The sequence below is a fragment of the Enterobacter cloacae complex sp. IR5403 genome, assembly GCF_049238705.1.
Taxonomy (GTDB): Bacteria; Pseudomonadota; Gammaproteobacteria; order Enterobacterales; family Enterobacteriaceae; genus Enterobacter; species Enterobacter hormaechei_C.
Genome location: NZ_JBMKHP010000002.1, coordinates 284500 through 307968 on the forward strand (window position 1 = coordinate 284500; position 23469 = coordinate 307968).

Consider the following 23469-nt stretch of genomic DNA (forward strand, 5'->3'; position numbering starts at 1 on the left):
CTCCTCAGTTTTGCTAATTAAGACATGTAGACGTCTATACATCTGGATTTCATCCTGACACAATGTGCTACAACAACGCAACAGGGAATTAACGACATGCAGACATTACAGACGACCAGCCTGCGGGTGGCGGATAATCAGCTCTTTATTCTCGACCAGCAGGCGCTTCCGCAGGAGAAACGCTGGCTGGATGCCTCGACGGTCGAGGCGCTGGTCGGGCACATCCACGCGCTGCGGGTGCGCGGCGCGCCGCTGATTGGTCTCTCTGCAAGCCTGCTGCTGGCGCTGTTAGCGGAAAGCGGCAAAAGCCGCGATGAGCTGGCGGTGGCGCTGGAGACCCTGCGCGCCTCCCGCCCTACGGCGGTGAACCTGATGAACAATCTCGACCGCATGAAGCTGGCGCTGTGGCAGGAAGCGTTCGTTCCGGCGTTGGTGGCTGAAGCGCTGCGGCTGATTGACGAAGACAAACGGCTCTGTGACGCCATTGCCAGTGCGGGCAGCGCGCTGGTGAAGCCCGGCAGCCGTCTGCTGACCCACTGCAACACCGGCGGGCTGGCGACGGCGGGCGTGGGTACCGCGCTGGGGGTGATTGCCCGCGCGCATCAGGAAGGCAAGGTCAGCAACGTCTGGGTGGATGAAACACGTCCGCTATTGCAGGGCGGCAGGCTGACCGCATGGGAACTCGGCGAGCTGGGCGTACCGTATCAGCTGATTACCGACTCCATGGCCGCCAGCCTGATGGCAAAAGGGCAGGTGGATGCCGTGTGGGTGGGTGCAGACCGCATTGCCGCCAACGGCGACGTGGCGAACAAGATCGGCACCTATTCCCTGGCGGTGCTGGCGAAGTTCCACGGTATTCCGTTCTACGTCGCCGCCCCGCAAACGACTCTCGACCCGGACTGCCCGAACGGGGATGCGATCCCGATTGAGCAGCGCGCCGCCAGCGAAGTGACGGGCGTCGCGGGAAGCTTTGGCGCGGTGCAGTGGGCGCCGCAAGAGGCGCAGGTTTATAACCCGGCGTTTGACGTCACGCCTGCCTCGCTGATTAGTGGCTGGGTGCTGGATACAGGCGTGGTCACACCGGACGAGGTGGCGGAAGGGAAATTTGCCTGAGTCCGGCTATCCTTTAAGCGGGGCCCTGAGAGGACAACATCGTGACGCTCGATCCTGACACAGACTTAAAACTGGAGCGCGTGGTGGATGCACCGCGCGACCTCGGCGATTGCGCGTCACCCGACGAAGGAGATCCGCGAGCAGCATGAGCAGATGGGCTTCCATGAAGGGTGGGGTGTTGTGCTGGATCAGCTGGTGGGGTATGTTAAGGGGCTTAACGCGTAGTGCGCACGGGTGCCCTCACCCCAACCCTCTCCCACAGGGAGAGGGGGCTAACCGTGCCTGTTCAGACTAGGCCAGGCGTGGATACGCATCCGCAATCGCATCCCCGGTAAACTGCGCCACCCAACCCTCCGGGTTATCGAAAATACGGATCGCCGTAAAGTTCGGCTCTGATCCCATGTCAAACCAGTGCGGCGTGCCCGCGGGTACGGAAATCAGGTCGTTTTTCTCGCACAGCACCTGGTACACCTCATCGCCAATGTGCAGGCAGAATAATCCCGCTCCTTCCACGAAAAAGCGCACTTCGTCTTCGCCGTGGGTGTGTTCGTTCAGGAACTTCGCGCGCAGCGCCTCTTTCTGCGGATTGTCGGCGCGCAGGCTGATCACATCCCAGCTCTGGTAACCTTTCTCTGCCACCAGCTTGTCGATCGCATGCTGATACGCCGCGATCACGGCTTCAGGCGCGGGATCGTGCCCTAAATCGCGATCCGCCGCCCAGCGTTCAAAACGCACGCCTTTGGCGTTCAGCTGTTGAGCAATCTCGGCGGCGTCGGTGCTGTGCCACTGGTGCTGACTGGCGTCTTTATCGGAATAAATGGTCAATGCGCTCATGAAGGGATCTGCTCCGGATTAATCTCGTCAAACTGGTGGATCTGATGATGATGGCTTGCGCCGTCATCTTCACCGCGAATCAGTTGCAGGGTGCGAAAACCCGCCTGTTCAGCCGCGTCCAGCTCCTGATGAATATCCGACAGGAACAGGATCTGCGACGGGGCGATGCCCGTTTGCGTCGCAATATTTTGATAAGACTGCACCTCGCGCTTGGCGCCAATGTGGGTATCAAAATAGCCGCTGAACAGATGAGTAATATCACCTTCGTCGCTGTAGCCAAATAACAGTTTCTGCGCGGCGACGGAGCCAGAGGAATAAACATAAAGATCAATCCCTTGCGCCTTCCATTTTTCCAGCGCGGGCAGTACGTCAGGATAGAGATGTCCGGTAAAGTCACCGTTGACGTAACCGTCCTGCCAGATGATGCCTTGCAGGGCTTTGAGCGCCGTTGATTTGCGGTCTTCATCCATAAAGGTAAACAGCACGTTGATGAGATCGCTGACGCTGGCATGCGGAGCGCTGATTTCATCGCGCAGGTTGTCCAGAATCGATTTGACCGGCTCGGCGTACTGCTGCGCGGTCACAAAGGCCGCCAGCCGCTCACGCGCGTAGGGGAACAAAACATCATGGACAAAACGGATATCGCTGGTGGTCCCTTCAATATCCGTCACAATCGCGCGAATCATACTCTCTCCCATTGTCGTAAACGCATTTCGCATTCAAATAAGAATTCTAAACCTTCCAGATGACGGCGGGCTTCGGCCACGTCGCGTCCCCAGCAGGTTAAGCCATGGCCGCGCAGAAGAAAACCATAATTAAGCGGGCGTTCCTGCGCGTAATGGGCGATGCGTGAGGCGAGGGCGTCGATGTCCTGGTCGTTATCAAACACCGGGATGGCCACCGTATCCCGGTGCGTGGTCTGCCCGGTAAGGGATTTTTGCATCTCAAAACCGGTGATCTTCAGCTCGGCCTCGTTGACCAGACGCGACAGTACCGTGGCATTGACGGTGTGAACGTGCAGGACGGCGTTAGCCTCGGGGAACAGGCGATAGATGAGGGTATGCAGCCCGGTCTCTGCCGACGGTTTACGGCCAGACGGCGCACGGTTGGTGGCGATTTCAACCTGTAGGAAATCGGCGGTGGTCAGGCTGCCTTTGTCTTTTCCGGATTCGCTCAGCCAGCACAGGTGTTCATCCTGACGCACGGACATATTGCCGCCGGTAGCGGGCGCCCAGCCTTTAGCGCCAATCCAGCGGCAGGCCTCGACCAGGTGTGTGAGTTGCAGGTTGTCTGTCATTTCCTTTTACCCTCTCGGTCAGGAATATTTATATCGTTTAGACGTCTAAGCGTCTTGATTGCCAAAGACTAACATCGTGTTATAGTGTCAGCAACATAAGTATTACAGGCAGGCACACTACAATGAGCAATAACCCGTTGATCCCGCAGAGTAAACTTCCGAATCTCGGCACGACGATTTTTACGCAGATGAGCGCCCTGGCGCAGCAGCACAACGCCATTAACCTCTCACAAGGTTTCCCGGATTTTGACGGGCCGAAATATTTGCAGGAGCGTCTGGCGTACCACGTGGCGCAGGGAGCCAACCAGTACGCGCCGATGACCGGCGTGCAGGCGTTGCGTGAGGCCATTGCGGATAAAACGGCGGAGTTATACGGCCATAAGCCTGACGCGAACAGCGATATCACGGTAACCGCAGGGGCGACCGAAGCGCTGTATGCGGCGATAACCGCCCTGGTGCGTACCGGCGATGAGGTGATTTGTTTTGACCCAAGCTACGATAGCTACGCCCCGGCGATTGAACTAGCCGGCGGCGTGGTGAAACGCGTGGCGCTCCAGCCGCCGCATTTTCGTCCGGACTGGCAGGCGTTTGCCGCGCTGCTGAGCGATAAAACCCGGCTGGTGATCCTGAATACGCCGCACAACCCATCGGCGACGGTGTGGCTGAAGAGCGATTTTGCCGCCCTGTGGCAGGCCATCGCCGAACGTGAAATCTATGTTCTGAGCGACGAGGTGTATGAGCATATCTGCTTCGCCGAAGAGGGGCATGCCAGCGTGCTGGCGCATCCGCAGCTTCGTGAGCGTGCAATCGCGGTATCGTCATTTGGCAAAACCTACCATATGACCGGCTGGAAGGTCGGGTACTGCGTGGCGCCCGCCGCCATCAGCGCTGAGCTGCGTAAAGTGCACCAGTATCTGACGTTTGCGGTGAACACACCCGCTCAGCTGGCGCTGGCGGACATGTTGCGCAGCGAACCCGGACACTACCGTGAGCTACCGGATTTTTACCGTGCGCGTCGGGATCGGTTTGTGGCTGCGTTGAGCCAGAGTCGGCTGGAGATTTTACCCTGTGAAGGGACCTATTTCCTGCTGGCCGACTACAGCGCGATTTCCGATCTGGACGACGTGAGTTTCTGCCAGTGGCTGACGAAAGAGGTGGGTGTGGCGGCCATCCCGCTGTCGGTGTTCTGCGCCGATCCCTTCCCGCATAAGCTGATCCGGCTTTGCTTTGCGAAGCAGGAATCGACGCTGCTGGCAGCGGCTGCGCGGTTAAACGCGCTCTGACTATTTCACCGTCCAGGCTTCAGAAAAACGACGGTCTGCGAAGAGTTCGAGCAGACCGTTGATCTGCTTCAGACGCAGCACTTCATCGCTGTCCATACCCAATTCCTGACCAATTTTCTGCTCACTCCAGCCCATAAGCACCAGCTCGCGCACGATTTCTGACATGGCGTTGATCTGGTGGCGTCCGCGCGCGCGGTTGTGGCGAATGGTCGCAGCCATGCGGTCGAACTTTTCCTGCCGCGCTTTACGCAGGCAGGTGACAGGAAGGTAACCCTTAAGCTGGCGCTTCAGGGTCGCCCGGTTACTGCCGATATCATGACGATGAAAACCATCGACAATTTCGTAGTGCTGTGGCGCATTTTCCGTCACAACGATAGGCTGTGTGAATCCATCCAGCTCCAGTGACTTGCTGAGCAGCCGCTTTTCCGGCGGCGCGACGTTATTTGGGTTGTAATCGTTAGCGGTGATGTTTGTCTTTTTTATCCACAATACGCAATCGACGGGCTGATCGCGAAAAGGGCTGATTTCATGTAATGCCTGACGAAACGCATTAATGGCGGCTATTTGCTCTTCTTCAGAAAGTGCCTGAAGGTACGTTTCCATTTCGGTGATTATTCGTTGTTGCATAAAATCCCCCATTCCTTGCGTTTTGCTTTCACTCTGTCGCTGTAGCGCTGATAGTGTTTAGGCTTATTTGGGCTAAACGAAAGTGCCCGGCACCAATAGTCATTGTTGAGTAAAACCTTACAAATGCGTCGCCAGGAAGGGATATCTTTTGCACCAATGTCACCCTCCTGCGTATCGGGAATATCGTCCATGCCTCGCTTTTGATACCAGTGGAGATAAACCGCGATTTTATTGCGGTAATGTTCCGCCGTATTTTGCGGCATGCTGTCGAGTAACAGCATGGCGTATTCGCGCCAGCCAAGATGATCGGGTTTCAGGATCTTCCTGTGTCCATAAAAATGGTTATCGTGCCCGGCATAAATACCGCCGCTGCGCACCCCGCAGGCGCGTTCACACATCGCCGCCCAGCGTTCGGGTTCAATGACATGATAGAGCCACAAGCCCTGACGCTGTTCCGGGCCAAACGGTTCGCAGATGCGCATATAACGCGGCGGCACCCCCGCCTTGTACATCAGGTCGTATAACGGGTTATAGCAACATTTTGATTTCGCGAACCACGTCCAGATGTCGGCGGTTTTCCAGTCGTACAAAGGGTAGATATACCAGGTATGCCCGCCCGGTGCGACGGTCGTCCAGGGTTTATCGTCAGAAAAGCGCTGCTTGCGTGCCGACGCGATAGCCAGAAAGCGGTTGTAGGATTCATCGGCGCGAATGCCTATCATCATGGCTGCCGGACGATTGAGGGAAAACCAGTCAGAGAAGCTGCGAACGAAGGTTTCGAAGGTCATTCCCGGCTGGTAGAAAGGAAAAAAAGCGGGATCGGTAATGGCGTCGTCAGGGGGCTGTCGCACCCACGGCGTGTCGGGTTCCCAGCATTGCCACTCTGGTTGAAACTGCGACAACGAATTTTGCGTGGTGAGGGGAAGGGCCACCCACCAGAAGTGATCTATCACATCGCTGTAGAGTGAGCGCATATGCTCGATATGGACAATGGTATAGGTGAACTGCGCTTCCCAGTCTATAAACAGCACGTCAATTTTTCTTTTCATCTGCCTGGCGCGCAGCGCCGCGAGATGCAGCATGACGGTAGAATCTTTACCGCCTGAAAAGGAGACGCAGACCCGGGATATATTCTCAAGCGTCCACGCTATTCGTTCCTCGGTGGCGCTGAGGACATTTTGGGTCAACGGTATTTTATAGATTGACATGATCATTCTCTTCCTGAGTAATAATTACCTGAGACGGAGTCAATATGCGAAAGGATACAACAAGCTGGGGAAATAAAGGGAAATAAATTGTATGATTTTTTTAATTATCATTTTGATGAATATTTAGGGAAGTGTTCTGGCCGCACAGAAAACGGCCAGAATTCATTACTGTTGCAACTGTGATAATTCTTGAATAAAGCTGGAGAATACCGGGCTATTCAATGCGGAGCGATTATACATTGCGTAGAGTTTAACAGTTGGCAAATTTATATCGGTCTCGATTATCCGCAGGTTGAGAGCCTTGCCGTATTGTTCAAACGCTGGTATTGGGATTAGACCAATAATATCGCTGAAGCTGATCATCGACAGCAGTGATATAAAAGAATCACTGCGGAACACAATATTTCTTTCAGGAAGCACCATTTCTGCACTTTCCTGATAACTTTTCACGCTGGCTTCATCGCTTAAATAGGCCGTGAAATTTTCACGCAGGATTTCTTCAGTCGTCGCGTTAAGGCCGAGTCGCGGATGATCCTGATGGCAAACGAGCACAAAAGGCATCTCATAAAACAGGCTACAGGCCGTAGAACGACTGTTTAAAGGAGAGAATGAAAAGACAAGATCTGCCTTTCGATAGGCCAGCAGGTCTTCCGCTGAGTCTGGTGCGAGAAAAACATCATGCAGTTCAATATGATAATTATGCTTTTCCATTAAAAGCAACATCGGGCCAAGCATGATTTTTGGCGTCATAAATTGCGGACAGTAGATCACGAAACTTTTCTTCAGCCCGCTGGTATGCATCATGTTAATAGTCTGTTCCAGCTGGTTGAGGTTCTGTTCCAGATGATGATGCAGATTAACCCCCACGGTGGTTGGCGTAATGCCTTTGCCTGAACGAATGAACAGAGGGTCGTTAAGCTGCCCGCGCAGGCGTTGCAGCGACTGGCTTACGGCAGACGGCGTAATATACAGCGTCTCTGCCGCTTTACTTATGCTGAGGTGTTGATAAATGCATTCAAATATGACCAAAAGGTTAAGGTCAAATTTTTTAAGGTCGTAGAGATTTGCCATGATTCGTCCTGATGCTGCCGTGTCTGCTGAAGTTACCACATCACTGATAACTATAGATTGAAATTAGCCGTTTACAATCCGTGTGGCTAACTTACTTAATTAGTTTTTAAAACCACCTTAATATATCACGGTGTCGGATTAATGAAATAGATCTTCAAAGGAAGTTAAGATAATTTTATCTTTAGCAGTGTGACAGAGACCGGAAAATACAATTGACATCTATATTTCGATAGAGATATATAAACCGAGTGGATTTGTTCGCATTAATATTCATTCATTGTTCGATAAAACCTATCACAACCATAGGCAGGAATGCCGTCAGGGCGCATTGCCCTTCCTCTTCACTGGTGTTGTAATCAAAGCGCTGTTACGGCCTTGATACAAGGTATGTAGAGCGCAACGCAACGCCAGCTTCGGCTGGCACTGAATGTACCTGCGGGGGATTCAGGTATCAGGGCCGCCCGTTGAGGCGGCCTTTTTACTTTCAGGCTTTCCTGTAAAAGGTTCACCTTGCTGTCTTGTTGCTGTTGTAAGGTTTGGCTGATTGATTTGATAAAGCATACGCATTAGCCCCGATGAACAAAGTTGGTTACCTTACATCTCAACGAAAACACGGAGGAAGTACAGATGTCCTTGATTAACACCAAAATTAAACCTTTCAAAAACCAGGCGTTCAAAAACGGTGAGTTCATCGAAGTAACTGAGAAAGATACCGAAGGCCGCTGGAGCGTGTTCTTCTTCTATCCGGCTGACTTCACCTTCGTTTGCCCGACCGAACTGGGCGACGTGGCAGACCACTACGAAGAACTGCAAAAGCTGGGCGTAGACGTTTACTCTGTTTCTACCGATACCCACTTCACCCACAAAGCGTGGCACAGCAGCTCTGAAACTATCGCGAAAATCAAATACGCGATGATCGGCGACCCGACTGGCGCCCTGACCCGTAACTTCGACAACATGCGTGAAGATGAAGGCCTGGCTGACCGTGCGACCTTCATTGTTGACCCGCAGGGCATTATCCAGGCGATCGAAGTTACCGCTGAAGGTATCGGCCGTGATGCATCTGACCTGCTGCGCAAAGTGAAAGCGGCTCAGTACGTTGCTTCTCACCCAGGCGAAGTGTGCCCGGCGAAATGGAAAGAAGGCGAAGCGACGCTGGCTCCATCTCTGGACCTGGTCGGCAAGATCTAAATTTCCGTCGTCTTTCACGCCATAGCTGCGTTGGCGTCGCCTGCTCACCCCGGTCACTTACTTTAGTAAGCTCCCGGGGATTCTCAGGCTAGCCGCCTTGCTCTGACGCGAAATACTTTGGAAATTGTTTCAGTCATGGGCGCTCCCCGCGCCCATTTCATTCCAGCACCATGATGCAAGTTGCATTCAGGCAGCCCGTATAAGGCGGCTTGCATGATGACGTTTTAAGAGAGGGAAGAATAATGCTCGACACTAACATGAAAACCCAGCTCAAGGCCTACCTTGAGAAACTGACCAAACCTGTTGAGCTGATTGCCACGCTGGACGACAGCGCGAAATCGGCAGAAATCAAAGCACTGCTGACAGAGATTGCTGAGCTGTCGCCGAAAGTGACCTTCAAAGAAGACAACACCTTGGCAGTCCGTAAGCCTTCTTTCCTGATCGCCAACCCAGGGTCTGACCAGGGGCCACGTTTCGCGGGTTCTCCGCTGGGGCACGAATTTACGTCCCTGGTGCTGGCGCTGCTGTGGACCGGTGGTCATCCGTCAAAAGAAGCGCAGGCGCTGCTGGAGCAGATCCGCGATATCGACGGTGATTTTGAGTTTGAAACCTATTACTCACTCTCCTGCCACAACTGTCCGGACGTGGTGCAGGCGCTGAACCTGATGTCAGTCCTCAACCCGCGCATTAAGCACACGGCGATTGACGGCGGTACGTTCCAGAACGAAATCACCGAGCGCAACGTGATGGGCGTTCCGGCGGTTTACCTGAATGGTCAGGAGTTCGGCCAGGGGCGTATGACGCTGACCGAAATCGTCGCCAAAGTAGATACCGGCGCAGAAAAACGCGCGGCGGAAGAGTTGAACCAACGCGATGCGTACGACGTACTGATTGTTGGCTCCGGCCCGGCGGGTGCGGCAGCGGCGGTCTACTCCGCACGTAAAGGGATCCGTACCGGTCTGATGGGCGAGCGTTTCGGTGGTCAGGTTCTGGATACCGTAGACATTGAAAACTACATTTCCGTGCCGAAAACCGAAGGTCAGAAACTGGCCGGGGCGCTGAAGGCGCACGTCAGCGACTACGACGTGGATGTCATTGACAGCCAGAGCGCCAGCAAACTGGTTCCGGCCGCGGTCGAGGGTGGTTTGCACCAGATTGAAACGGCCTCCGGCGCGGTGCTGAAGGCGCGCAGCGTGATCATTGCCACCGGCGCGAAATGGCGCAACATGAACGTCCCGGGCGAAGATCAGTATCGCACCAAAGGCGTGACCTATTGCCCGCACTGTGACGGCCCGCTGTTCAAAGGTAAACGCGTCGCGGTGATCGGCGGCGGTAACTCCGGCGTGGAAGCGGCTATCGATCTGGCGGGAATTGTTGAACACGTTACCCTGCTGGAGTTCGCCCCGGAGATGAAAGCGGACCAGGTGTTGCAGGATAAAGTACGTAGCCTGAATAACGTCGATATTGTGCTCAATGCCCAGACGACAGAAGTGAAAGGCGACGGCAGCAAAGTGACCGGTCTGGAATACCGTGACCGCGTGAGCGGCGATATCCACAGCGTAGCGCTGGCAGGGATCTTTGTTCAGATCGGCCTGCTGCCAAACACCACCTGGCTGGAAGGTGCGATTGAACGCAACCGCATGGGCGAGATCATCATCGATGCGAAATGCGAAACCAGCGTGAAGGGCGTATTTGCGGCGGGCGACTGCACCACCGTGCCATACAAACAGATCATCATCGCCACCGGCGAAGGTGCGAAAGCGTCGCTGAGCTCGTTTGATTATCTGATCCGCACCAAAACTGCATAATAAAAGAAAGCAAGACGACACCTGCAATGCCAGAGGCCACCAAAAGGTGGCCTCTTTTTTTATCTCACGACCATCACCGGAATGTGGGTGTGGCGGATCACGCTTGAGGCGTTCGACCCCAGCAGGTGAGTGGTGATGGAAGGGTTACGTGAACCAATCACTACCACGTCGGCATTTAATTCCCCGGCAAGCTCATTAACGGCGTCGCGCACGCTACCGAACCGGACGTGGGTTTTGATGCGGGAAGGATCGATGCTGAAATGCCCGACCATGGTTTGCAGGCGTGTCTCGGCTTCATGCTGTAAATGCTCTTCAAAACGACGCACATCAGCAGCGAAACGATGCAGGCTCAGGCTGGCAGAGCCCGGTAAAACATGCAGAAGGTGAATAATTCCGTCCTGCTGCGCGAGAAATTCCGCGTGACGTACAGCCTTATCACTCAGTTCCATTTCGAAAACATCAACCGGCATAATGATTGTTTGATACATAACCGTTTCTCCTTGTTAATAAACGCTGAAATCATTCAACCACAAAATATAAATGGTTTCTGTAATCCCGACAGCACTTTTTTATCTCGCCAGGATAAATCTCAAAACAGCCGGATTCCGGGGCAGATCCCGAGAGGTAGCTACCCTTTTATAAGCTTACCCACACCCTTTCGGAGGTTGCATGAAAGCTCTCACCTATCACGGTCCACATCATGTTCGGGTCGATAATGTCCCCGATCCGGGTATCGAACAGCCTGACGATATCATCCTGCGCGTAACCGCCACGGCGATCTGTGGTTCTGATTTGCATCTTTATCGCGGAAAAATTCCCAAGGTCCAGCACGGCGATATCTTTGGTCATGAATTTATGGGCGAGGTGGTGGAGTGCGGGAGCGAAGTGAAAAACGTGCAGAAAGGTGACCGGGTGGTGATCCCGTTTGTGATTGCCTGCGGTGACTGCTTCTTTTGCCAGATGCAACAGTACGCGGCCTGTGAAAACACGAATCGTGGACAGGGCGCGGCGCTGAACAAAAAGCAAATTCCCGCCCCTGCCGCGCTGTTTGGCTACAGCCATCTTTACGGCGGCGTGCCGGGCGGACAGGCGGAGTATGTGCGCGTCCCGAAAGGCAACGTGGGGCCGTTTAAAGTGCCCCAGCTGCTGTCTGACGACAAAGCGCTTTTCCTGTCAGATATTCTGCCTACCGCCTGGCAGGCGGCAAAAAATGCGCAGATCCAGAAAGGCTCCAGCGTCGCCGTATTCGGGGCCGGGCCGGTGGGGTTACTGACCATTGCCTGCGCGCGGCTTCTCGGCGCAGAGCAGATTTTCGTGGTTGACCATCATCCCTATCGACTGCGGTTTGCCCAGGAGCGCTACGGCGCGATCCCGATTAACTTTGATGACGATAACGACGCGGCGGAGAAAATCATTGAGCAAACGGCCGGACAGCGAGGGGTGGATGCGGTGATTGATGCCGTCGGGTTTGAGGCCAAAGGCAGCACCACGGAAACGATCCTCAGTAACCTGAAAATTGAAGGCAGCAGCGGCAAAGCCCTGCGCCAGTGCATTGCTGCGGTGCGACGCGGCGGCGTGGTCAGCGTGCCGGGCGTGTACGCCGGTTTTATTCACGGCTTCCTGTTTGGCGATGCCTTCGATAAAGGGCTGAGCTTTAAGATGGGGCAGACCCACGTCCATGCCTGGCTGGGAGAGCTGCTGCCGCTCATCGAAAAAGGGCTGCTTACCCCAGAAGATATTGTGACCCACTATCTTCCGCTGGCTGATGCGGAACGCGCCTATAAGATCTTCGAAAAACGGGAGGAGGAGTGCCGCAAGGTGATCCTGGTGCCTGGCGCAGACACCCCGGAGGCAGCGCAGCAGAAAGTAAAGGGACTGGTGAATGCCTTCCCCGGCGGCGTTGTGTGAGGTTCCTCACTCACCAGTGGCGCTCAAGATACAGCACCGCCACGACGAGGATCGCCAGGATGATGAGAAAAACCAGTGTGATAACAAGTATCTCACCCATGACCGTCCCCACGGCACTACAACAGACTAAGCGTGGATTAAGCGGTTTTTGTCCGGTATAGCACAATAGGGTGAATTTGCGGAAAGAGGATGCGGGTGCATCCTCTGTGCAAAGCGGGGTCGCTTGTTCAGAAGGGATTAACGCAGGTAATCGCCAGCGGCTTCGGGCTGGTAGAGCAGCTCAAGCACTTCCAGGTGAGCTGAGGCGCCGCCCGGGAGTTCCCAGTGGATGGTATCGCCCGTGCGCAGTCCAAGCAGCGCTGCGCCCACGGGTGCCAGCACCGACAGTTGCATGCTGCTGTCGGTCATCTGCGCCGGATAGACCAGCGTACGGGTGAGCTCCTCTCCGGTGGTCAGGTTGCGGAACTTCACCTGGCTGTTCATGGTGACCACATCATGCGGCATGGTTTCAGGCGTACACATCTGCGCCCGGTCGAGCTCTTCGTTCAGCGCATCGGCTACCGGCAGCGAGGCGAATTCTGGTTTCTCCAACAGTCGGTCAATACGTTCTGCGTCGAGTTCATTGATGATAATCGTAGGTCTGGACATTTTTACTCCATGTCGTTAATGCTGCGTGTAACGCAGAAACCAATCCAAAAGAAAACCCTCGCCGTCTGGCAGCGAGGGTTTAACTTATCTGATGATACTGTCTGAAACCGTAAGTTTGAAGTGATGAAGGTCACAATCATGCGCCATATGAATTTTTGGCAATAAACCCGGCGTCCCGATTCACGCTGAACGGAAATTTCGTTACGCTGGAAAGACTGAACCCGGGCAATGCGCGTTGCAGCCCCAGCGTAGAGAGAGCGATATGTACTTTTACCAACCGTCTCAGGGGCACGGCCTGCCGCACGACCCGCTGAACGCCATTATCGGTCCACGTCCGATTGGCTGGATCTCATCCTGTGATAAGGCCGGTCAACTGAACCTTGCCCCGTACAGCTTCTTTAACTGCTTTAACTATCGCCCACCGATCATTGGTTTTTCCAGCAACGGCTGGAAGGATAGCGTGCGGAATATTACCGAAACGGGGGAGTTTGTCTGGAACCTCGCAACGCGCGATCTCGCCGAGGCGATGAATGAAACCTCCGCCACGCTCCCTCATGGCGAGGATGAATTTACCTTTGCCGGCCTGACGCCCGTTGCCAGCCAGCTTGTGAGCTCGCCGCGCGTGGCGGAAAGCCCGGTGAATTTCGAGTGTCGATTGTCACAGTGCATTCAGCTTACCGGCGCGGATGGGACGCCGATTGATACCTGGCTGGTGCTCGGCGAAGTCGTGGGCGTCCATATTGCCGAGAGTTTGCTGGAAGAGGGGATTTACCAGACCGCGAAAGCGCAGCCCATTCTGCGTGCGGGTGGACCGACGGCCTACTACGCCATCAGTGACAGCCATCGCTTCGACCTGGTACGCCCGGATGCGCGCAGGGGGTGATATGCGCGCAACCCTGTTGCCCGCCGATCAGCAGTTTTTTGCCGATCTGTTGAGCGGCCTGGTGCTCAACCCACAGCAGCTGGGACGAGTCTGGTTTGCTCAACGTGGCGCGTCTGACGCTGTCGGAAGCGTGAGCCGCGACTGGCCACGGCTTGACGTCGTTCTTCGCGGGGAATATGGCAACAGACTGGTTGCCGGGCAGCAGATCCTCCGCCAGGGGGAAATGCTGTTTCTTCCCGCCCAGGCCGCCAGCGTCCCGGTGTTTGAACGACCGGTCATGCTGCTGAGCATCCTTTTTGCGCCGTCGTGGCTGGGGCTGGTGTTTCATGATGCCCGTCACGGCCAGTCCGGGCCTGCACAGCGACACGTGGAGCTTCCTCACCCTGAACGAGGCGAATGTGCCGCGATGCTGATGGCCCTGACGCACCTGAGCGCTTCCCCGCAGGACCAGGCCATTATTCAACCGCTGGTGCTGAGCCTGCTGCACTGGTGCCGGAAAGTGGTGTCGTCGCTGCCTGAACCGGGCCTGTCGCGCGGGGATTTCCTCTATCAGAGCATTTGTAACTGGGTGCAGGAAAACTATGCTGAATCCCTGTCGCGGGAGAGCGTCGCCGCGCTGTTTAATATTTCGGCTAACCATCTGTCACGCCTGTTTTCCCAACAGGGGACGATGAGTTTTGTGGATTACGTTCGTTGGGTGCGTATGGCGAAGGCGAGAACCATCCTGCAAAAATACCATCTGCCGGTGGGGGAAGTGGCGAAGCGCTGCGGCTATGCCGATAGCGACTATTTTAGCCGTCTGTTCCGGCGTCAGTTTGGCCTGACGCCGGGGGAGTATCGCGCACGCTTTCAGTGACAGTCAGAACGTGATTTCAGCGTTCAACAGATCCAGGATACTTTGCGGCGTCGTTGCTGCAAACAGCGACTCGCGAAACGTTTTATTGACCAGCTTCCGCGCCAGCTGGGAAAAGACCTTCACGTGATTAATCCCTTCCTGAGCACCGAGCGTCAGCATGATCACCAGCTCGGCGTCGCCCAAATCCGACTCCCAGTCAATCGCCTTGTCCAGCCGGGCAATGCTGATGCTGGAGTGGCGTATCCATTGCGATTTGGTGTGAGGGATCGCCACGCCAAACCCGACGGCGGTGGTGACAATCTCTTCGCGTTGCCAGAGATCTTCTTCAAGCTCCAGCGGGTTTTCGGTCCTGCCATGAATCGCAAGATTTCCGCATAAGAACTGAAGCACCTGCTCTTTTGAGGTCAGCGGCTCATTGACCACGATAGTCTCCAGCGCCAGCAAGGGACGCGGCGGCGCTTCCGGTGTGAAATCCGCCAGCAGGGCTTCAATTTCCTCTGCGCTGCGGCTGTCGCAGGCCTTATCTGCCAGCGCCCGGCAGGCCGCCATGTCCAGCTGACGCAGCTGGGTTTTTACCGCAGGGATGCGCGGCCCACTCATGCTGAACTCATCTATACCCAGCCCAAGCAGAAGAGGGAAGTAGCGCTGCTCTCCGCCAAGTTCCCCGCAAATGCCGACCCATTTCCCGTGACGATGCGCTGCGGTGACAATCTGGCGAACCATGCGTAAAAAAGACGGTGTGATGGGGTTATACAGCGCCGAAACGCGCGGGTTGTTGCGATCGACAGCGTAGAGATACTGAGTCATATCGTTCGAGCCGATACTGAAGAAATCCACCTCTTCGCAGAAGTGATCGATGATAAAGCAGACTGAAGGCACTTCAACCATGATCCCCAGCGGCAGGTGCGCGGTGTGACGTAACCCCTGTGAGGCCAGGGCGTCACGAACGTTTTGCAGCTCCTGTTTGATCCATAAAATCTGATCGAGGCTGTGCACCATCGGGATCATCAACAGCGCATTGCCGCTGGCGCCTGCGCGTAAGATCGCGCGCAGCTGGGTGCGGAAGAGATCGGCAAATTCGGGATAAATGCGAACGGCGCGATAGCCGAGGAACGGGTTTTCTTCCTGGGGAATGTTCAGGTAAGGGATCTGCTTATCGCCGCCGATGTCCATTGTGCGAAAGATGACCGGCTTGCCCTGCGCGGAGAGCAGCACCTGCTGATAGGCTTCGAATTGCTCCTGCTCGTCCGGCGCAGTGTCTCTGTCCATATACAGCATTTCAGTGCGAAACAGCCCGATACCCTGCGCGCCGCAGGTAAACGCCCCGGGCGCTTCCAGCGCGCTGCCGATGTTGGCGGCAATCTCTACCGGTACGTTGTCGCGGGTGAGCGCAGGAAGACCCGCATCTTTGATCTGCTGCTGGTGGCGTCGGTCGGCAAGGCGCTGCGCCACGCTGTAGTAATCATTCACCGCGTCGTTGGGTTCAACGACCAGCACGCTACAGATGCCGTCCAGAATGACCTCTTTTCCCATCAACGGCGCCAGCGAGGCGACCGTTAAACCACTCAGCACAGGCACGGAGGCCGCGCGTGCCAGGATCAGCGTGTGCGACGTCCGGCCTGTTTTTTCAAGCACCATGCCTTTCAGGTACTGCGTGTCGAGGCTGAGAAACTGGCTGGGCGTCAGATCTTCCGCCACCAGAATAGTGGGGGCGCTGAGGGTGAATGCGGAGGTTTGCTGCAACTCCGGCCAGGTAATGGTAAGAAGCTGCTCGCTGATGTCGCGAATATCGCTGACGCGTTCACGCAGGTAGTCGCTGGCGGAGAGCGACAGCTTGTCGCAGATCAGCTCCATATTACGAATGATCGCCTCCGCAAGGCTTAGCCGCTCCTCGGCGATCAGTCGGCGTATGGTGCCGCCAAACTCCTCATCCTGGATCAGCGAAAGATGCGCGCTGAGAATGGTTTTACTCTCGCCGTCCAGCCCGCGCAGGCGGTGGTTGAGCTGTTCAGCCAGCGTCGCCAGGCTGTGTTCCAGGCGGGTAATATCTTCCGGTGAGGCGGGAATCTGACAATAACGTTTGAGGTTATCGCTCTGCCAGCCTCGCAGAGTGCCAGCCCCGATGCCACTGGCGAGCGTAATGCCGTGCTGAAGATGGGGAGCAAGCCTTACAAGCGAGCGGGGCAGGGGATGCGCAATGTGCGGCGCGTCGCCGGAGGGAATACTGTCGCTGTCGATAAACGCGCCGGTGAGATACGCCTCCAGCACGCGTCGGGCCTGCTCCTCGTCGCTGCCGTTAATTTCCAGTACACAGCTGTCATTAAACAGCGTACCGGTACTGATCAGCGCCAGCGAGCTTTTGGCATCCGCGTGAGTGTTAAGCCGTCTGTTGATAAAACGGATGTCGCTGCGCCATGCGCTGCACTGCTCTTTTAACGCCCAGGCCGGACGCGCATGCAGGCCGTTGGGCAGTGGGCAGAAAAATTCAATTGAAAGCATACTTCCTCCTGGCCGCGTGAGATCAGCATCTGAAGTCCGTCAGATGATCCACGGTCTCACGGTTCATGCCTGCCACAAGCGCGACAAGCAGTTGTTGGGTGTGATGAATGTCTTTTTCGTCGGCAATGGATGCCGCGCAGTGCCCGTGTCGGGTCGGGGGACCAAGCACAAGAGTCGGCACGCCAGTGCCGGAGAGATGGATCGCCCCGCCGTCCGTTCCGCCATTGCTGAACATGTCTTTTTGCAGCGGGATCCGCTGTGAGCGCGCGATCGTCTCCGCCAGCGCGATCAGTTTGGCTGGGGCGATGAGCGTTTTGTCGTACAGCACCAGCATCGGGCCCGCACCGATCTGGCGATGGTTGGCGCTGCCATAATCGAAATTTTTTGACCAGCAGGCGGTATCCAGCACCAGCGCGATATCAGGATGAATGGCGCGCGTGGCGGTCTGGCCGCCGCGCAGGCCGACCTCTTCACTTGAGCTGGCCACCAGCCAAAGCTCGCAGTCGAGCGGCGTCTGGTGCAGCTCGCGCAGCAGCGCGATCAGCAGGTAACAGCCGAGACGATCGTCGAAGGCTTTACCCATCACCCGATTATGGGGAAGGGTCTGAAAGGGCGTATCGAACGTCACGCGGTCGCCTGCGTCGATACCAGCGGCGAACACCTCCTCCGCCGACGTCGCGCCAATGTCGACACGCAAATTGTCAACGTTTTCTCCTTTCAAATCCCCATCCAGCAGTCCCGGTATTTTTTCCCCGTTACGCGTGGTGATGCGTACCGGCTGAAGGGTACGGGCCATCATGCGCACGTTGCCGATGGGCAGGACATCAATGGCCCCTTCGCGCGAGACGCTACGCACCATAAAACCAACTTCATCCATATGGGCGCAGACCATTACTTTCGGGCCCTGGCTCTGGTTGACGCGGATAAGCACGGAACCCAGCCCATCAAACTGAACCTCTTTATGGTATTTTTGCGCCTCACTAAGCAGGATGTCGCGCACCTCTTGCTCTGAGGCCGCAATGGCGTCTGCTTCGCTCAGGGCGCGCAGTAAATCTCTGTCCACTCTTGTTCTCCCGTCAGCAATAGCTGTTTGTGGAAGGTATAAAGCACCTCGGCGCCCGTTTCCGTCACCAGCACCACATCTTCAATTCGTACCCCGCCCAGGTGTTCAAGATAGATCCCCGGCTCAACGGTCAGCACCATGCCGGGCTGTAACAGGGTGCGGTCGGTGGGGGAAAAACGTGGATTTTCATGGACATCAATACCTATGGCATGGCCGGTGTTATGCCCGAACTGCGGGCCGTAACCTGCACGTTCAATCACGGAACGTGCGGCGCTATCGATCTGATGACAGGAAACGCCGGGGCGGATGGCATCAATGGCCGCCTGTTGTGCCGCCAGAACGATCTGGTACACCGCATAGAGAGGGTGCTCCTCCGGCGGCGTGTTTTGCCCGGCGACAAGAAAGGTCCTTGTCATATCCGAGCAATACCCCTGGTGTTGGGCGCCGAAATCAAGGGTGATCATCTCGCCAGGCATTATCACTTTGTCAGAGGCTTTGCCGTGGGGCAGCGCACCGCGCGGCCCGCTGGCGACAATGGTGTCGAAAGAGGGCTTGTCCGCACCCTCCTGCTTCATAAACCACTCCAGCTCGGCAGCGACTTCACGCTCGCGCATACCGGGCTGAATGAAACGCCGGATGTGCTGTGCGGCGCGGTCTGCAATGCCGCATGCTGCACGGATACGGTCGATTTCGTCAGCGGTTTTTATCTGCCGCAGCGCGTCGAGCGAGGTGCTGCAAAGCGTGGTATTCAGCGTATCGTGCCACAGCACGCCTGTTTGCCAGCTCACGTATTCACCCTCAAAGCCAAGACGGGTGAGATCTTCCTTCGCAATAATCTGATTCACCGCCTGCGCAAACGGGTTCTCCGTGTTAAGCAGGTGCATCTCATAGCCCGCCGCTCGTGAAGCGATATCGCTGTAGTAACGGAAATCCACCAGGATATGTGCCGCGGTTCGTGTCACCATCACATAGCCCGAACCGGTTGAAATGCCCAGGTGCGGCTGTTTATTCTGGCGCGAAGCGATGAGCACGCCGTCCAGTTTTTCCGCAGCCAGCCAGGCACGAAGCCTTCTCAGTAGTTCCATGGTTCACCCCGTTACAGCGTGTCGATAGCAAGTTTTCCGCGCTTGTGCAGACTGTTACGAATAATCACAACCAACAGCGCGGTGATCGCCGCCCCGACCACAATACTGAGCATGTACGCCCCCAGATTGGTGACCAGCGGCCACGCCCAGATCGCCGATTCAGGGAACCACTGCACGGCACCGAGCGCGGTGGCGGTCATCGCACCCGCGATCGCACCCGCCATATACGCTGGCAGCGTCGCAAGCGGATTTTCCAGCAGGAACGGGATGGCCCCTTCACTGATGCCCATAAAGGCGAGGAACATGGCCGTTTTGCCTTGCGGATAAAGCTGCGGACTGAACAGGCGTTTGCCGGTCAGACGATGGTCAATCAGTGTGGCCAGCCCCAGACCAATGGGCGGAATAACAATCGCCACGGCGCGGGAGGTGATGGGCAGGACATGATCGGTTGTCAGCCCCAGGCCAACAAATCCCGCCGCTTTGTTAATGGGGCCGCCAAGATCAATCGCCGTGGCCGCCGCCATCCCGATGGCATACATCATGGAGCCCGCCTGACCCGCCGCCAGCAGTACGGTCCGCATACCTGCATTCAGCCAGCCGCCAATCGGCGTGATGATGTAATACATCGCCAGCATCACAAACAGCGCCGAGAGGATTGGGATCAGAAAGGTGCTTTTAAAGGCCAGCAGATACTGCGGTACGTTAATACGGCTATTCAGCCATTTGACCAGATAGCCTGCGGCTATGGCGATAATCAGCGCGCCAATAAACGTGGAGGGCACGGGTTTGGTGGCAAGCCAGGTCAGTTTTTCCGCATCAAAGTTCAGCACCAGCGTCGGCTGCGTGGCGACAAGGCCACCGATAAACCCGGCCGGGAAGGCCAGCTTTCCGCCGATAGAGTTGGCGACAAAGGCGGCAAACATCGGGATGGCGAAGCTGAACAGCAGCCCGCCGAACGATTCGGTCAGATAGCCAAATTTCAATACCGAGAGATTGAAACCGGTGAATTTGCCAGAGTTAAGCGCGTCGAGAATACCGGTGTCAGGCGGGATCTCCAGCCAGACGTAGGCGATGAGCTGTGAAATGGCGAGGATAACCCCGCCCATGATAAGCGTTGGCACCATGCGGGATATCCCCGACATAATGTGCTGTGGAAGCTCTTTCCAGAAAGACGCACCGGCGGCAACCGGTGCGGATTTGATGGCAAGTGTGTCACCCTCGTGACTGTCCGGGCGAACCGCGCTGCGTTTTTTAATAGCCATGACGAAAACCCCTGGGTGTGAGGATTATTATTGTTCTGCTGCAATCATCTCTTCGATCTCTTTCAGGGTGCCTGCCGCGTTTTTAATGGCGTCCTGAAGCGTAATCTCATACACGTCGCGCGTTTCGAAGCGCTCATTGTCTTCCGGGGTGATCGCGATGGCGTGGATAATAATGTCAGCGTCGGCAATATCCTGCGGGGTCAGGCGATTCTGGATCCCGTCCGCGCCCTGGGTTTCAATTTTTACCTCATAACCGGCTTCCGTCGCCGCGTCTTCCAGCGCCTGGGCTGCCATGAAGGTATGTGCCAGGCCCATCGGGCAGGCGCACAGTGCAATCAGTTTTTTAGCCATGTGAAATTCCTCCTGTAGATAACGCCATGATTATGGCGGGGAGGTTTCAGTGATGTTTACCGGATTAATAATGCTTTAGCTGGAAAAATGATGCGTGTGAGCGGAAGTGTGAGGTTAATCGTCATATCACGGAAATCAATGAAAAACCGGGCAAAAAGGTGCCCGGCGCAGCATCAGTAACCGGCTTTATCAATGACAAACTGTTTGCCGCAGTTGCCCGGATGCGGCTGTGGCGCAAAGGAGCCGGCAGAGAGCGGGTTGTTGATGGTGCTGGCGTTCAGCGAGATCTGCATCTCGGTCAGATAAGCCGGATTGCCGTGGCAGGTAAGCTTGAACGCTTTTACGCTCTGTTTCCCCCAGCTTTTGGCCACGGCTGCATCGAAGTCGCTGCGGCGGACGGTTTTGCCATAATTTTCCGCCAGAAATTTTCCTGCCGCGCTGTGCTTCACTTCCTGGTTCATGCGCACCATGGTGCCGAAGTAAGCGTCGGGATCAAAACCAAAGCAGACGCCGTGTTTCGCGTATTCATAACGTTCAAGGCAGGAGTTGCCGCCCGCGCCGGGCATCACGCTGTTCAGCTTCGCCGCGCCGGTTAGCGATAGTCCGGTCTCTGCGGCGTCACATTTGCGGCTGGCTTTTGCTTCCGGCATATTTGGAACCGGACGAGTGGCACAGCCGAAGCGCATCCAGCGGCGTTCATCCACTCCGCGAGCGGCAATAGATTTCGGCAGCGCGGGCCATAAGCCGTGGACGGTCAGAAAATCGGTTTTGTTGCTGCTCTCTTTTTGCAGGCGGCACTCTTCCGGTTCGTCACGGTTACGTTCGACCATGCTCTGGCAAAATCCGGTTTGCCAGGAAAGGGCCAGAACGTAGCGATCGAAATCGCCGTACTGGGTTGGCTTAAGCGGATCTGCCTGAATTGAGAAGACACAGAGTGCAAGCGCTACTGCGCCAGACGGGATAACGATATCCTTCCTGAACATTTGCTTTCCTGATTGGTTGGGCGCGATTAATTTCTGGGGGTTATTAAAGCACAAAAAGCGCCCGCAGGCGCTTTTTGGAAATCAGGAATTTCGCTTAGGCAGCGCCGGGAACCAGCACTTCGGTGGCGATAATAACGATAATCAGGCCAACCAGCACCGGCACTGACGTGCGTTTTACCACTTCAAACGGAGAGATTTTCGCCATCCCCGCAACCGCAACCACCACGCCCGATACCGGAGAAATGGTACGACCCAGGTTGGAAGCCTGAAGCATCGGAATGGACAGGTAAGCCGGGTTGATGCCGGAGGAGTGCGCCAGCTTCGGGATCATCTCAACAAAGGCGTAGAACGGCGCGTTACCGGAGCCGGTGGTCATCGCCGCCAGCATGGTCAGCACCACCAGCACCAGCATCAGGATAATACTGGCCGAGCCGAACGAGGTGGCGATAGAGATCAGGCTCTGAATAAAGCCGATGGTGCTCAGCCCCTGGGCAAACACCCCCGCGGCAACCAGCAGCATCACCACGCCCGCGAAGGCATCCGCCATACCGCGGAAGGCAACTTCCAGACCCGTGAACACTTTCTGGGTGTTAAAACCACGAACGAATTCCAGGATGGCCGCCAGCAGCATACAGATCACCAGGATAGTGATGATGTGCAGCTGCGGGCCCCATTTGCCGTCGAAAATAAGCACGCCAATAATCGGCGTGAAGGGCAGGATGGAATAAAACGCCGGGGCGGTAGTGGTGATTTCGCTGACGTCCATCATTTCGTGGCTGACGTTCTCTTTCTTATCGAGATAGCGCTGCCAGAAGAAATGCGCCACGCCCATGCCGAGAATAGCGGTGATGGAGATCGGTAGTGTGGTTTTGAAGGCGAAGTCAATCAACGACATTTCCGCGGCTTTTGCGGCCAGCACTACGTCACCGGAAGTAGGGGAGAGAATAATCGCCGCCGGAGAGGCGCAAATAGCCGCCGCTGCGCCACGGCTGATCCCGACGTTAACCATTACCGGGAACAACGTTGCCATTAACAGCACGCCAAGGCCCGTTGCTGAGGAAACGGCTAATGACATCAGACAGGCCAGGAAATAGGCCGCGACCATCAGCAGATAGGGGGAATTAATATATTGCAGCGGCTTAGAAGCCAGCTTTACCACCATATCATTCGCGCCGATATGGGTCATATAGGCAGCAAATCCGCAGAGCATCATGATCATCATGCCCAGATCGCCGCCGCGGCTCATCAGCAGAATTTTTATATATTCCACAATATCGGTAGCGGTATATCCGGTGCTGGCTTCGCTGGCGGGTAAAACCTGATGACCCATTAGCGCGCTAATGATCAGCAGCGTCAGGCCGCCGACAAATAGCACGCCGGTGGCTGAGTAACCTTTAATGATGTAGCGTGCTACACCGACAATGACCACGACTCCAATGAGGAGTTCGAGAAAAGTAAGCATGATTTCCCCTGTATCCTTGCTGCCCGAGAGACAAATA

23 protein-coding genes and 1 pseudogene are annotated in these 23469 nt (G+C 55.9%); 8 read left to right on the top strand and 16 right to left on the bottom strand.

What is annotated here, in order from left to right:
* Positions 1 to 96: 96 nt before the first annotated feature.
* Together mtnA and ACOTW6_RS04300 are read left to right on the top strand one after the other, a co-directional pair.
* Positions 97 to 1113 (top strand): S-methyl-5-thioribose-1-phosphate isomerase, encoded by a 1017-nt coding sequence (gene mtnA, locus ACOTW6_RS04295; protein WP_047052949.1) that lies wholly within the window; start codon positions 97 to 99, stop codon positions 1111 to 1113.
* A gap of 102 nt (positions 1114 to 1215) precedes the next feature.
* Positions 1216 to 1338 (top strand): annotated as a pseudogene (locus tag ACOTW6_RS04300) (polyketide cyclase); the annotation flags it as partial.
* A 66-nt stretch (positions 1339 to 1404) separates the two neighbouring features.
* On the opposite strand, the gene ACOTW6_RS04305 reads toward ACOTW6_RS04300, so the two are convergent.
* From ACOTW6_RS04305 to ACOTW6_RS04315, 3 genes are read right to left on the bottom strand one after another with little or no spacing between them, the layout of a single operon-like run.
* Positions 1405 to 1947: a 1,2-dihydroxy-3-keto-5-methylthiopentene dioxygenase gene (locus ACOTW6_RS04305; RefSeq protein ID WP_023315605.1), complete on the bottom strand. Its 543-nt coding sequence runs from the start codon at positions 1945 to 1947 to the stop codon at positions 1405 to 1407.
* A complete protein-coding gene (gene mtnC, locus ACOTW6_RS04310) occupies positions 1944 to 2633 on the bottom strand; it encodes an acireductone synthase (protein WP_047052951.1) in 690 nt (229 codons plus the stop codon). The genes ACOTW6_RS04305 and mtnC overlap by 4 nt, the downstream gene beginning before the upstream one ends.
* A complete protein-coding gene (locus ACOTW6_RS04315) occupies positions 2630 to 3244 on the bottom strand; it encodes a methylthioribulose 1-phosphate dehydratase (RefSeq protein ID WP_022650583.1) in 615 nt (204 codons plus the stop codon). The genes mtnC and ACOTW6_RS04315 overlap by 4 nt, the downstream gene beginning before the upstream one ends.
* Positions 3245 to 3366: 122 nt before the next feature.
* Between ACOTW6_RS04315 and ACOTW6_RS04320 the strand changes: the two genes are divergently transcribed.
* The gene (locus ACOTW6_RS04320) at positions 3367 to 4527 is read left to right on the top strand and encodes a pyridoxal phosphate-dependent aminotransferase (RefSeq protein WP_116329817.1); all 1161 of its coding nucleotides are present in this window, start codon (positions 3367 to 3369) and stop codon (positions 4525 to 4527) included.
* On the opposite strand, the gene ACOTW6_RS04325 is transcribed toward ACOTW6_RS04320, so the two are convergent.
* The 3 genes from ACOTW6_RS04325 to citR all read right to left on the bottom strand — a co-directional run bounded on the left by ACOTW6_RS04325 (position 4528) and on the right by citR (position 7433).
* The gene (locus ACOTW6_RS04325) at positions 4528 to 5154 is read right to left on the bottom strand and encodes an IbrB-like domain-containing protein (protein ID WP_047052954.1); all 627 of its coding nucleotides are present in this window, start codon (positions 5152 to 5154) and stop codon (positions 4528 to 4530) included.
* Positions 5139 to 6362, bottom strand: coding sequence for a phosphoadenosine phosphosulfate reductase (locus ACOTW6_RS04330; protein WP_121479463.1), 1224 nt, complete (start codon positions 6360 to 6362; stop codon positions 5139 to 5141). Before ACOTW6_RS04330 ends, ACOTW6_RS04325 begins: the two co-directional genes overlap by 16 nt.
* A 165-nt stretch (positions 6363 to 6527) precedes the next feature.
* Positions 6528 to 7433, bottom strand: coding sequence for a DNA-binding transcriptional repressor CitR (citR, locus tag ACOTW6_RS04335; RefSeq protein WP_121479205.1), 906 nt, complete (start codon positions 7431 to 7433; stop codon positions 6528 to 6530).
* Positions 7434 to 8060: 627 nt separating this feature from the next.
* On the opposite strand from citR, the gene ahpC reads away from it, so the two are divergent.
* Positions 8061 to 8624 (top strand): alkyl hydroperoxide reductase subunit C, encoded by a 564-nt coding sequence (gene ahpC, locus ACOTW6_RS04340; protein WP_121479204.1) that lies wholly within the window; start codon positions 8061 to 8063, stop codon positions 8622 to 8624.
* A 242-nt stretch (positions 8625 to 8866) separates the two neighbouring features.
* The gene (gene ahpF, locus ACOTW6_RS04345; protein WP_022650587.1) at positions 8867 to 10432 is read left to right on the top strand and encodes an alkyl hydroperoxide reductase subunit F; all 1566 of its coding nucleotides are present in this window, start codon (positions 8867 to 8869) and stop codon (positions 10430 to 10432) included.
* Between the two features lie 59 nt (positions 10433 to 10491).
* On the opposite strand, the gene uspG is transcribed toward ahpF, so the two are convergent.
* On the bottom strand, positions 10492 to 10920 hold the full coding sequence (uspG, locus tag ACOTW6_RS04350) for a universal stress protein UspG (RefSeq protein WP_047052967.1): 429 nt from the start codon (positions 10918 to 10920) through the stop codon (positions 10492 to 10494).
* A gap of 181 nt (positions 10921 to 11101) precedes the next feature.
* Between uspG and ACOTW6_RS04355 the strand changes: the two genes are divergently transcribed.
* Positions 11102 to 12340, top strand: a complete 1239-nt coding sequence (locus ACOTW6_RS04355) for a zinc-dependent alcohol dehydrogenase (protein WP_015571156.1) — start codon at positions 11102 to 11104, stop codon at positions 12338 to 12340.
* Positions 12341 to 12350: 10 nt separating this feature from the next.
* On the opposite strand, the gene yldA is transcribed toward ACOTW6_RS04355, so the two are convergent.
* Positions 12351 to 12440, bottom strand: coding sequence for a small membrane protein YldA (yldA, locus tag ACOTW6_RS04360; protein ID WP_015571155.1), 90 nt, complete (start codon positions 12438 to 12440; stop codon positions 12351 to 12353).
* Positions 12441 to 12577: 137 nt separating this feature from the next.
* Positions 12578 to 12988 carry a nucleoside diphosphate kinase regulator gene (gene rnk, locus ACOTW6_RS04365; protein WP_022647414.1) on the bottom strand — a complete coding sequence of 137 codons (411 nt, stop codon included), beginning with the start codon at positions 12986 to 12988 and terminating at the stop codon, positions 12578 to 12580.
* Positions 12989 to 13250: 262 nt separating this feature from the next.
* On the opposite strand from rnk, the gene ACOTW6_RS04370 reads away from it, so the two are divergent.
* Both ACOTW6_RS04370 and ACOTW6_RS04375 read left to right on the top strand, forming a co-directional pair.
* Positions 13251 to 13871, top strand: a complete 621-nt coding sequence (locus tag ACOTW6_RS04370) for a flavin reductase family protein (RefSeq protein ID WP_003858756.1) — start codon at positions 13251 to 13253, stop codon at positions 13869 to 13871.
* A gap of 1 nt (position 13872) precedes the next feature.
* Complete coding sequence (locus ACOTW6_RS04375; RefSeq protein ID WP_176691872.1) at positions 13873 to 14727, top strand: helix-turn-helix domain-containing protein; 855 nt, start codon at positions 13873 to 13875, stop codon at positions 14725 to 14727.
* 3 nt (positions 14728 to 14730) lie between these two features.
* Here the strand turns inward: ACOTW6_RS04375 and ptsP are convergent, their stop codons facing one another.
* The 7 genes from ptsP to dcuC form a co-directional block, all read right to left on the bottom strand.
* Positions 14731 to 17226, bottom strand: coding sequence for a phosphoenolpyruvate--protein phosphotransferase (ptsP, locus tag ACOTW6_RS04380; protein WP_121479202.1), 2496 nt, complete (start codon positions 17224 to 17226; stop codon positions 14731 to 14733).
* A 22-nt stretch (positions 17227 to 17248) separates the two neighbouring features.
* The gene (gene ypdE / locus ACOTW6_RS04385) at positions 17249 to 18289 is read right to left on the bottom strand and encodes an aminopeptidase (protein WP_121479201.1); all 1041 of its coding nucleotides are present in this window, start codon (positions 18287 to 18289) and stop codon (positions 17249 to 17251) included.
* A complete protein-coding gene (gene ypdF, locus ACOTW6_RS04390; protein WP_062932210.1) occupies positions 18262 to 19374 on the bottom strand; it encodes an aminopeptidase in 1113 nt (370 codons plus the stop codon). Before ypdF ends, ypdE begins: the two co-directional genes overlap by 28 nt.
* An 11-nt stretch (positions 19375 to 19385) precedes the next feature.
* A complete protein-coding gene (locus ACOTW6_RS04395) occupies positions 19386 to 20636 on the bottom strand; it encodes a PTS fructose transporter subunit IIC (RefSeq protein WP_017382484.1) in 1251 nt (416 codons plus the stop codon).
* Positions 20637 to 20663: 27 nt separating this feature from the next.
* Positions 20664 to 20987: a PTS fructose transporter subunit IIB gene (locus tag ACOTW6_RS04400; protein ID WP_017382483.1), complete on the bottom strand. Its 324-nt coding sequence runs from the start codon at positions 20985 to 20987 to the stop codon at positions 20664 to 20666.
* A gap of 173 nt (positions 20988 to 21160) precedes the next feature.
* Complete coding sequence (rna, locus tag ACOTW6_RS04405) at positions 21161 to 21970, bottom strand: ribonuclease I (protein WP_003858741.1); 810 nt, start codon at positions 21968 to 21970, stop codon at positions 21161 to 21163.
* A 94-nt stretch (positions 21971 to 22064) separates the two neighbouring features.
* Positions 22065 to 23432: an anaerobic C4-dicarboxylate transporter DcuC gene (dcuC, locus tag ACOTW6_RS04410; protein WP_017382481.1), complete on the bottom strand. Its 1368-nt coding sequence runs from the start codon at positions 23430 to 23432 to the stop codon at positions 22065 to 22067.
* Between the last annotated feature and the right edge of the window lie 37 nt (positions 23433 to 23469).

Bases quoted from the DNA above. Each gene is read 5' to 3' on its own strand.
- mtnA (WP_047052949.1), top strand. From the start codon at position 97: ATGCAGACATTACAGACGACCAGCCTGCGGGTGGCGGATAATCAGCTC.
- ACOTW6_RS04305 (WP_023315605.1), bottom strand. From the start codon at position 1,947: ATGAGCGCATTGACCATTTATTCCGATAAAGACGCCAGTCAGCACCAG.
- mtnC (WP_047052951.1), bottom strand. From the start codon at position 2,633: ATGATTCGCGCGATTGTGACGGATATTGAAGGGACCACCAGCGATATC.
- ACOTW6_RS04315 (WP_022650583.1), bottom strand. From the start codon at position 3,244: ATGACAGACAACCTGCAACTCACACACCTGGTCGAGGCCTGCCGCTGG.
- ACOTW6_RS04320 (WP_116329817.1), top strand. From the start codon at position 3,367: ATGAGCAATAACCCGTTGATCCCGCAGAGTAAACTTCCGAATCTCGGC.
- ACOTW6_RS04325 (WP_047052954.1), bottom strand. From the start codon at position 5,154: ATGCAACAACGAATAATCACCGAAATGGAAACGTACCTTCAGGCACTT.
- ACOTW6_RS04330 (WP_121479463.1), bottom strand. From the start codon at position 6,362: ATGTCAATCTATAAAATACCGTTGACCCAAAATGTCCTCAGCGCCACC.
- citR (WP_121479205.1), bottom strand. From the start codon at position 7,433: ATGGCAAATCTCTACGACCTTAAAAAATTTGACCTTAACCTTTTGGTC.
- ahpC (WP_121479204.1), top strand. From the start codon at position 8,061: ATGTCCTTGATTAACACCAAAATTAAACCTTTCAAAAACCAGGCGTTC.
- ahpF (WP_022650587.1), top strand. From the start codon at position 8,867: ATGCTCGACACTAACATGAAAACCCAGCTCAAGGCCTACCTTGAGAAA.
- uspG (WP_047052967.1), bottom strand. From the start codon at position 10,920: ATGTATCAAACAATCATTATGCCGGTTGATGTTTTCGAAATGGAACTG.
- ACOTW6_RS04355 (WP_015571156.1), top strand. From the start codon at position 11,102: ATGAAAGCTCTCACCTATCACGGTCCACATCATGTTCGGGTCGATAAT.
- yldA (WP_015571155.1), bottom strand. From the start codon at position 12,440: ATGGGTGAGATACTTGTTATCACACTGGTTTTTCTCATCATCCTGGCG.
- rnk (WP_022647414.1), bottom strand. From the start codon at position 12,988: ATGTCCAGACCTACGATTATCATCAATGAACTCGACGCAGAACGTATT.
- ACOTW6_RS04370 (WP_003858756.1), top strand. From the start codon at position 13,251: ATGTACTTTTACCAACCGTCTCAGGGGCACGGCCTGCCGCACGACCCG.
- ACOTW6_RS04375 (WP_176691872.1), top strand. From the start codon at position 13,873: ATGCGCGCAACCCTGTTGCCCGCCGATCAGCAGTTTTTTGCCGATCTG.
- ptsP (WP_121479202.1), bottom strand. From the start codon at position 17,226: ATGCTTTCAATTGAATTTTTCTGCCCACTGCCCAACGGCCTGCATGCG.
- ypdF (WP_062932210.1), bottom strand. From the start codon at position 19,374: ATGGAACTACTGAGAAGGCTTCGTGCCTGGCTGGCTGCGGAAAAACTG.
- ACOTW6_RS04395 (WP_017382484.1), bottom strand. From the start codon at position 20,636: ATGGCTATTAAAAAACGCAGCGCGGTTCGCCCGGACAGTCACGAGGGT.
- ACOTW6_RS04400 (WP_017382483.1), bottom strand. From the start codon at position 20,987: ATGGCTAAAAAACTGATTGCACTGTGCGCCTGCCCGATGGGCCTGGCA.
- rna (WP_003858741.1), bottom strand. From the start codon at position 21,970: ATGTTCAGGAAGGATATCGTTATCCCGTCTGGCGCAGTAGCGCTTGCA.
- dcuC (WP_017382481.1), bottom strand. From the start codon at position 23,432: ATGCTTACTTTTCTCGAACTCCTCATTGGAGTCGTGGTCATTGTCGGT.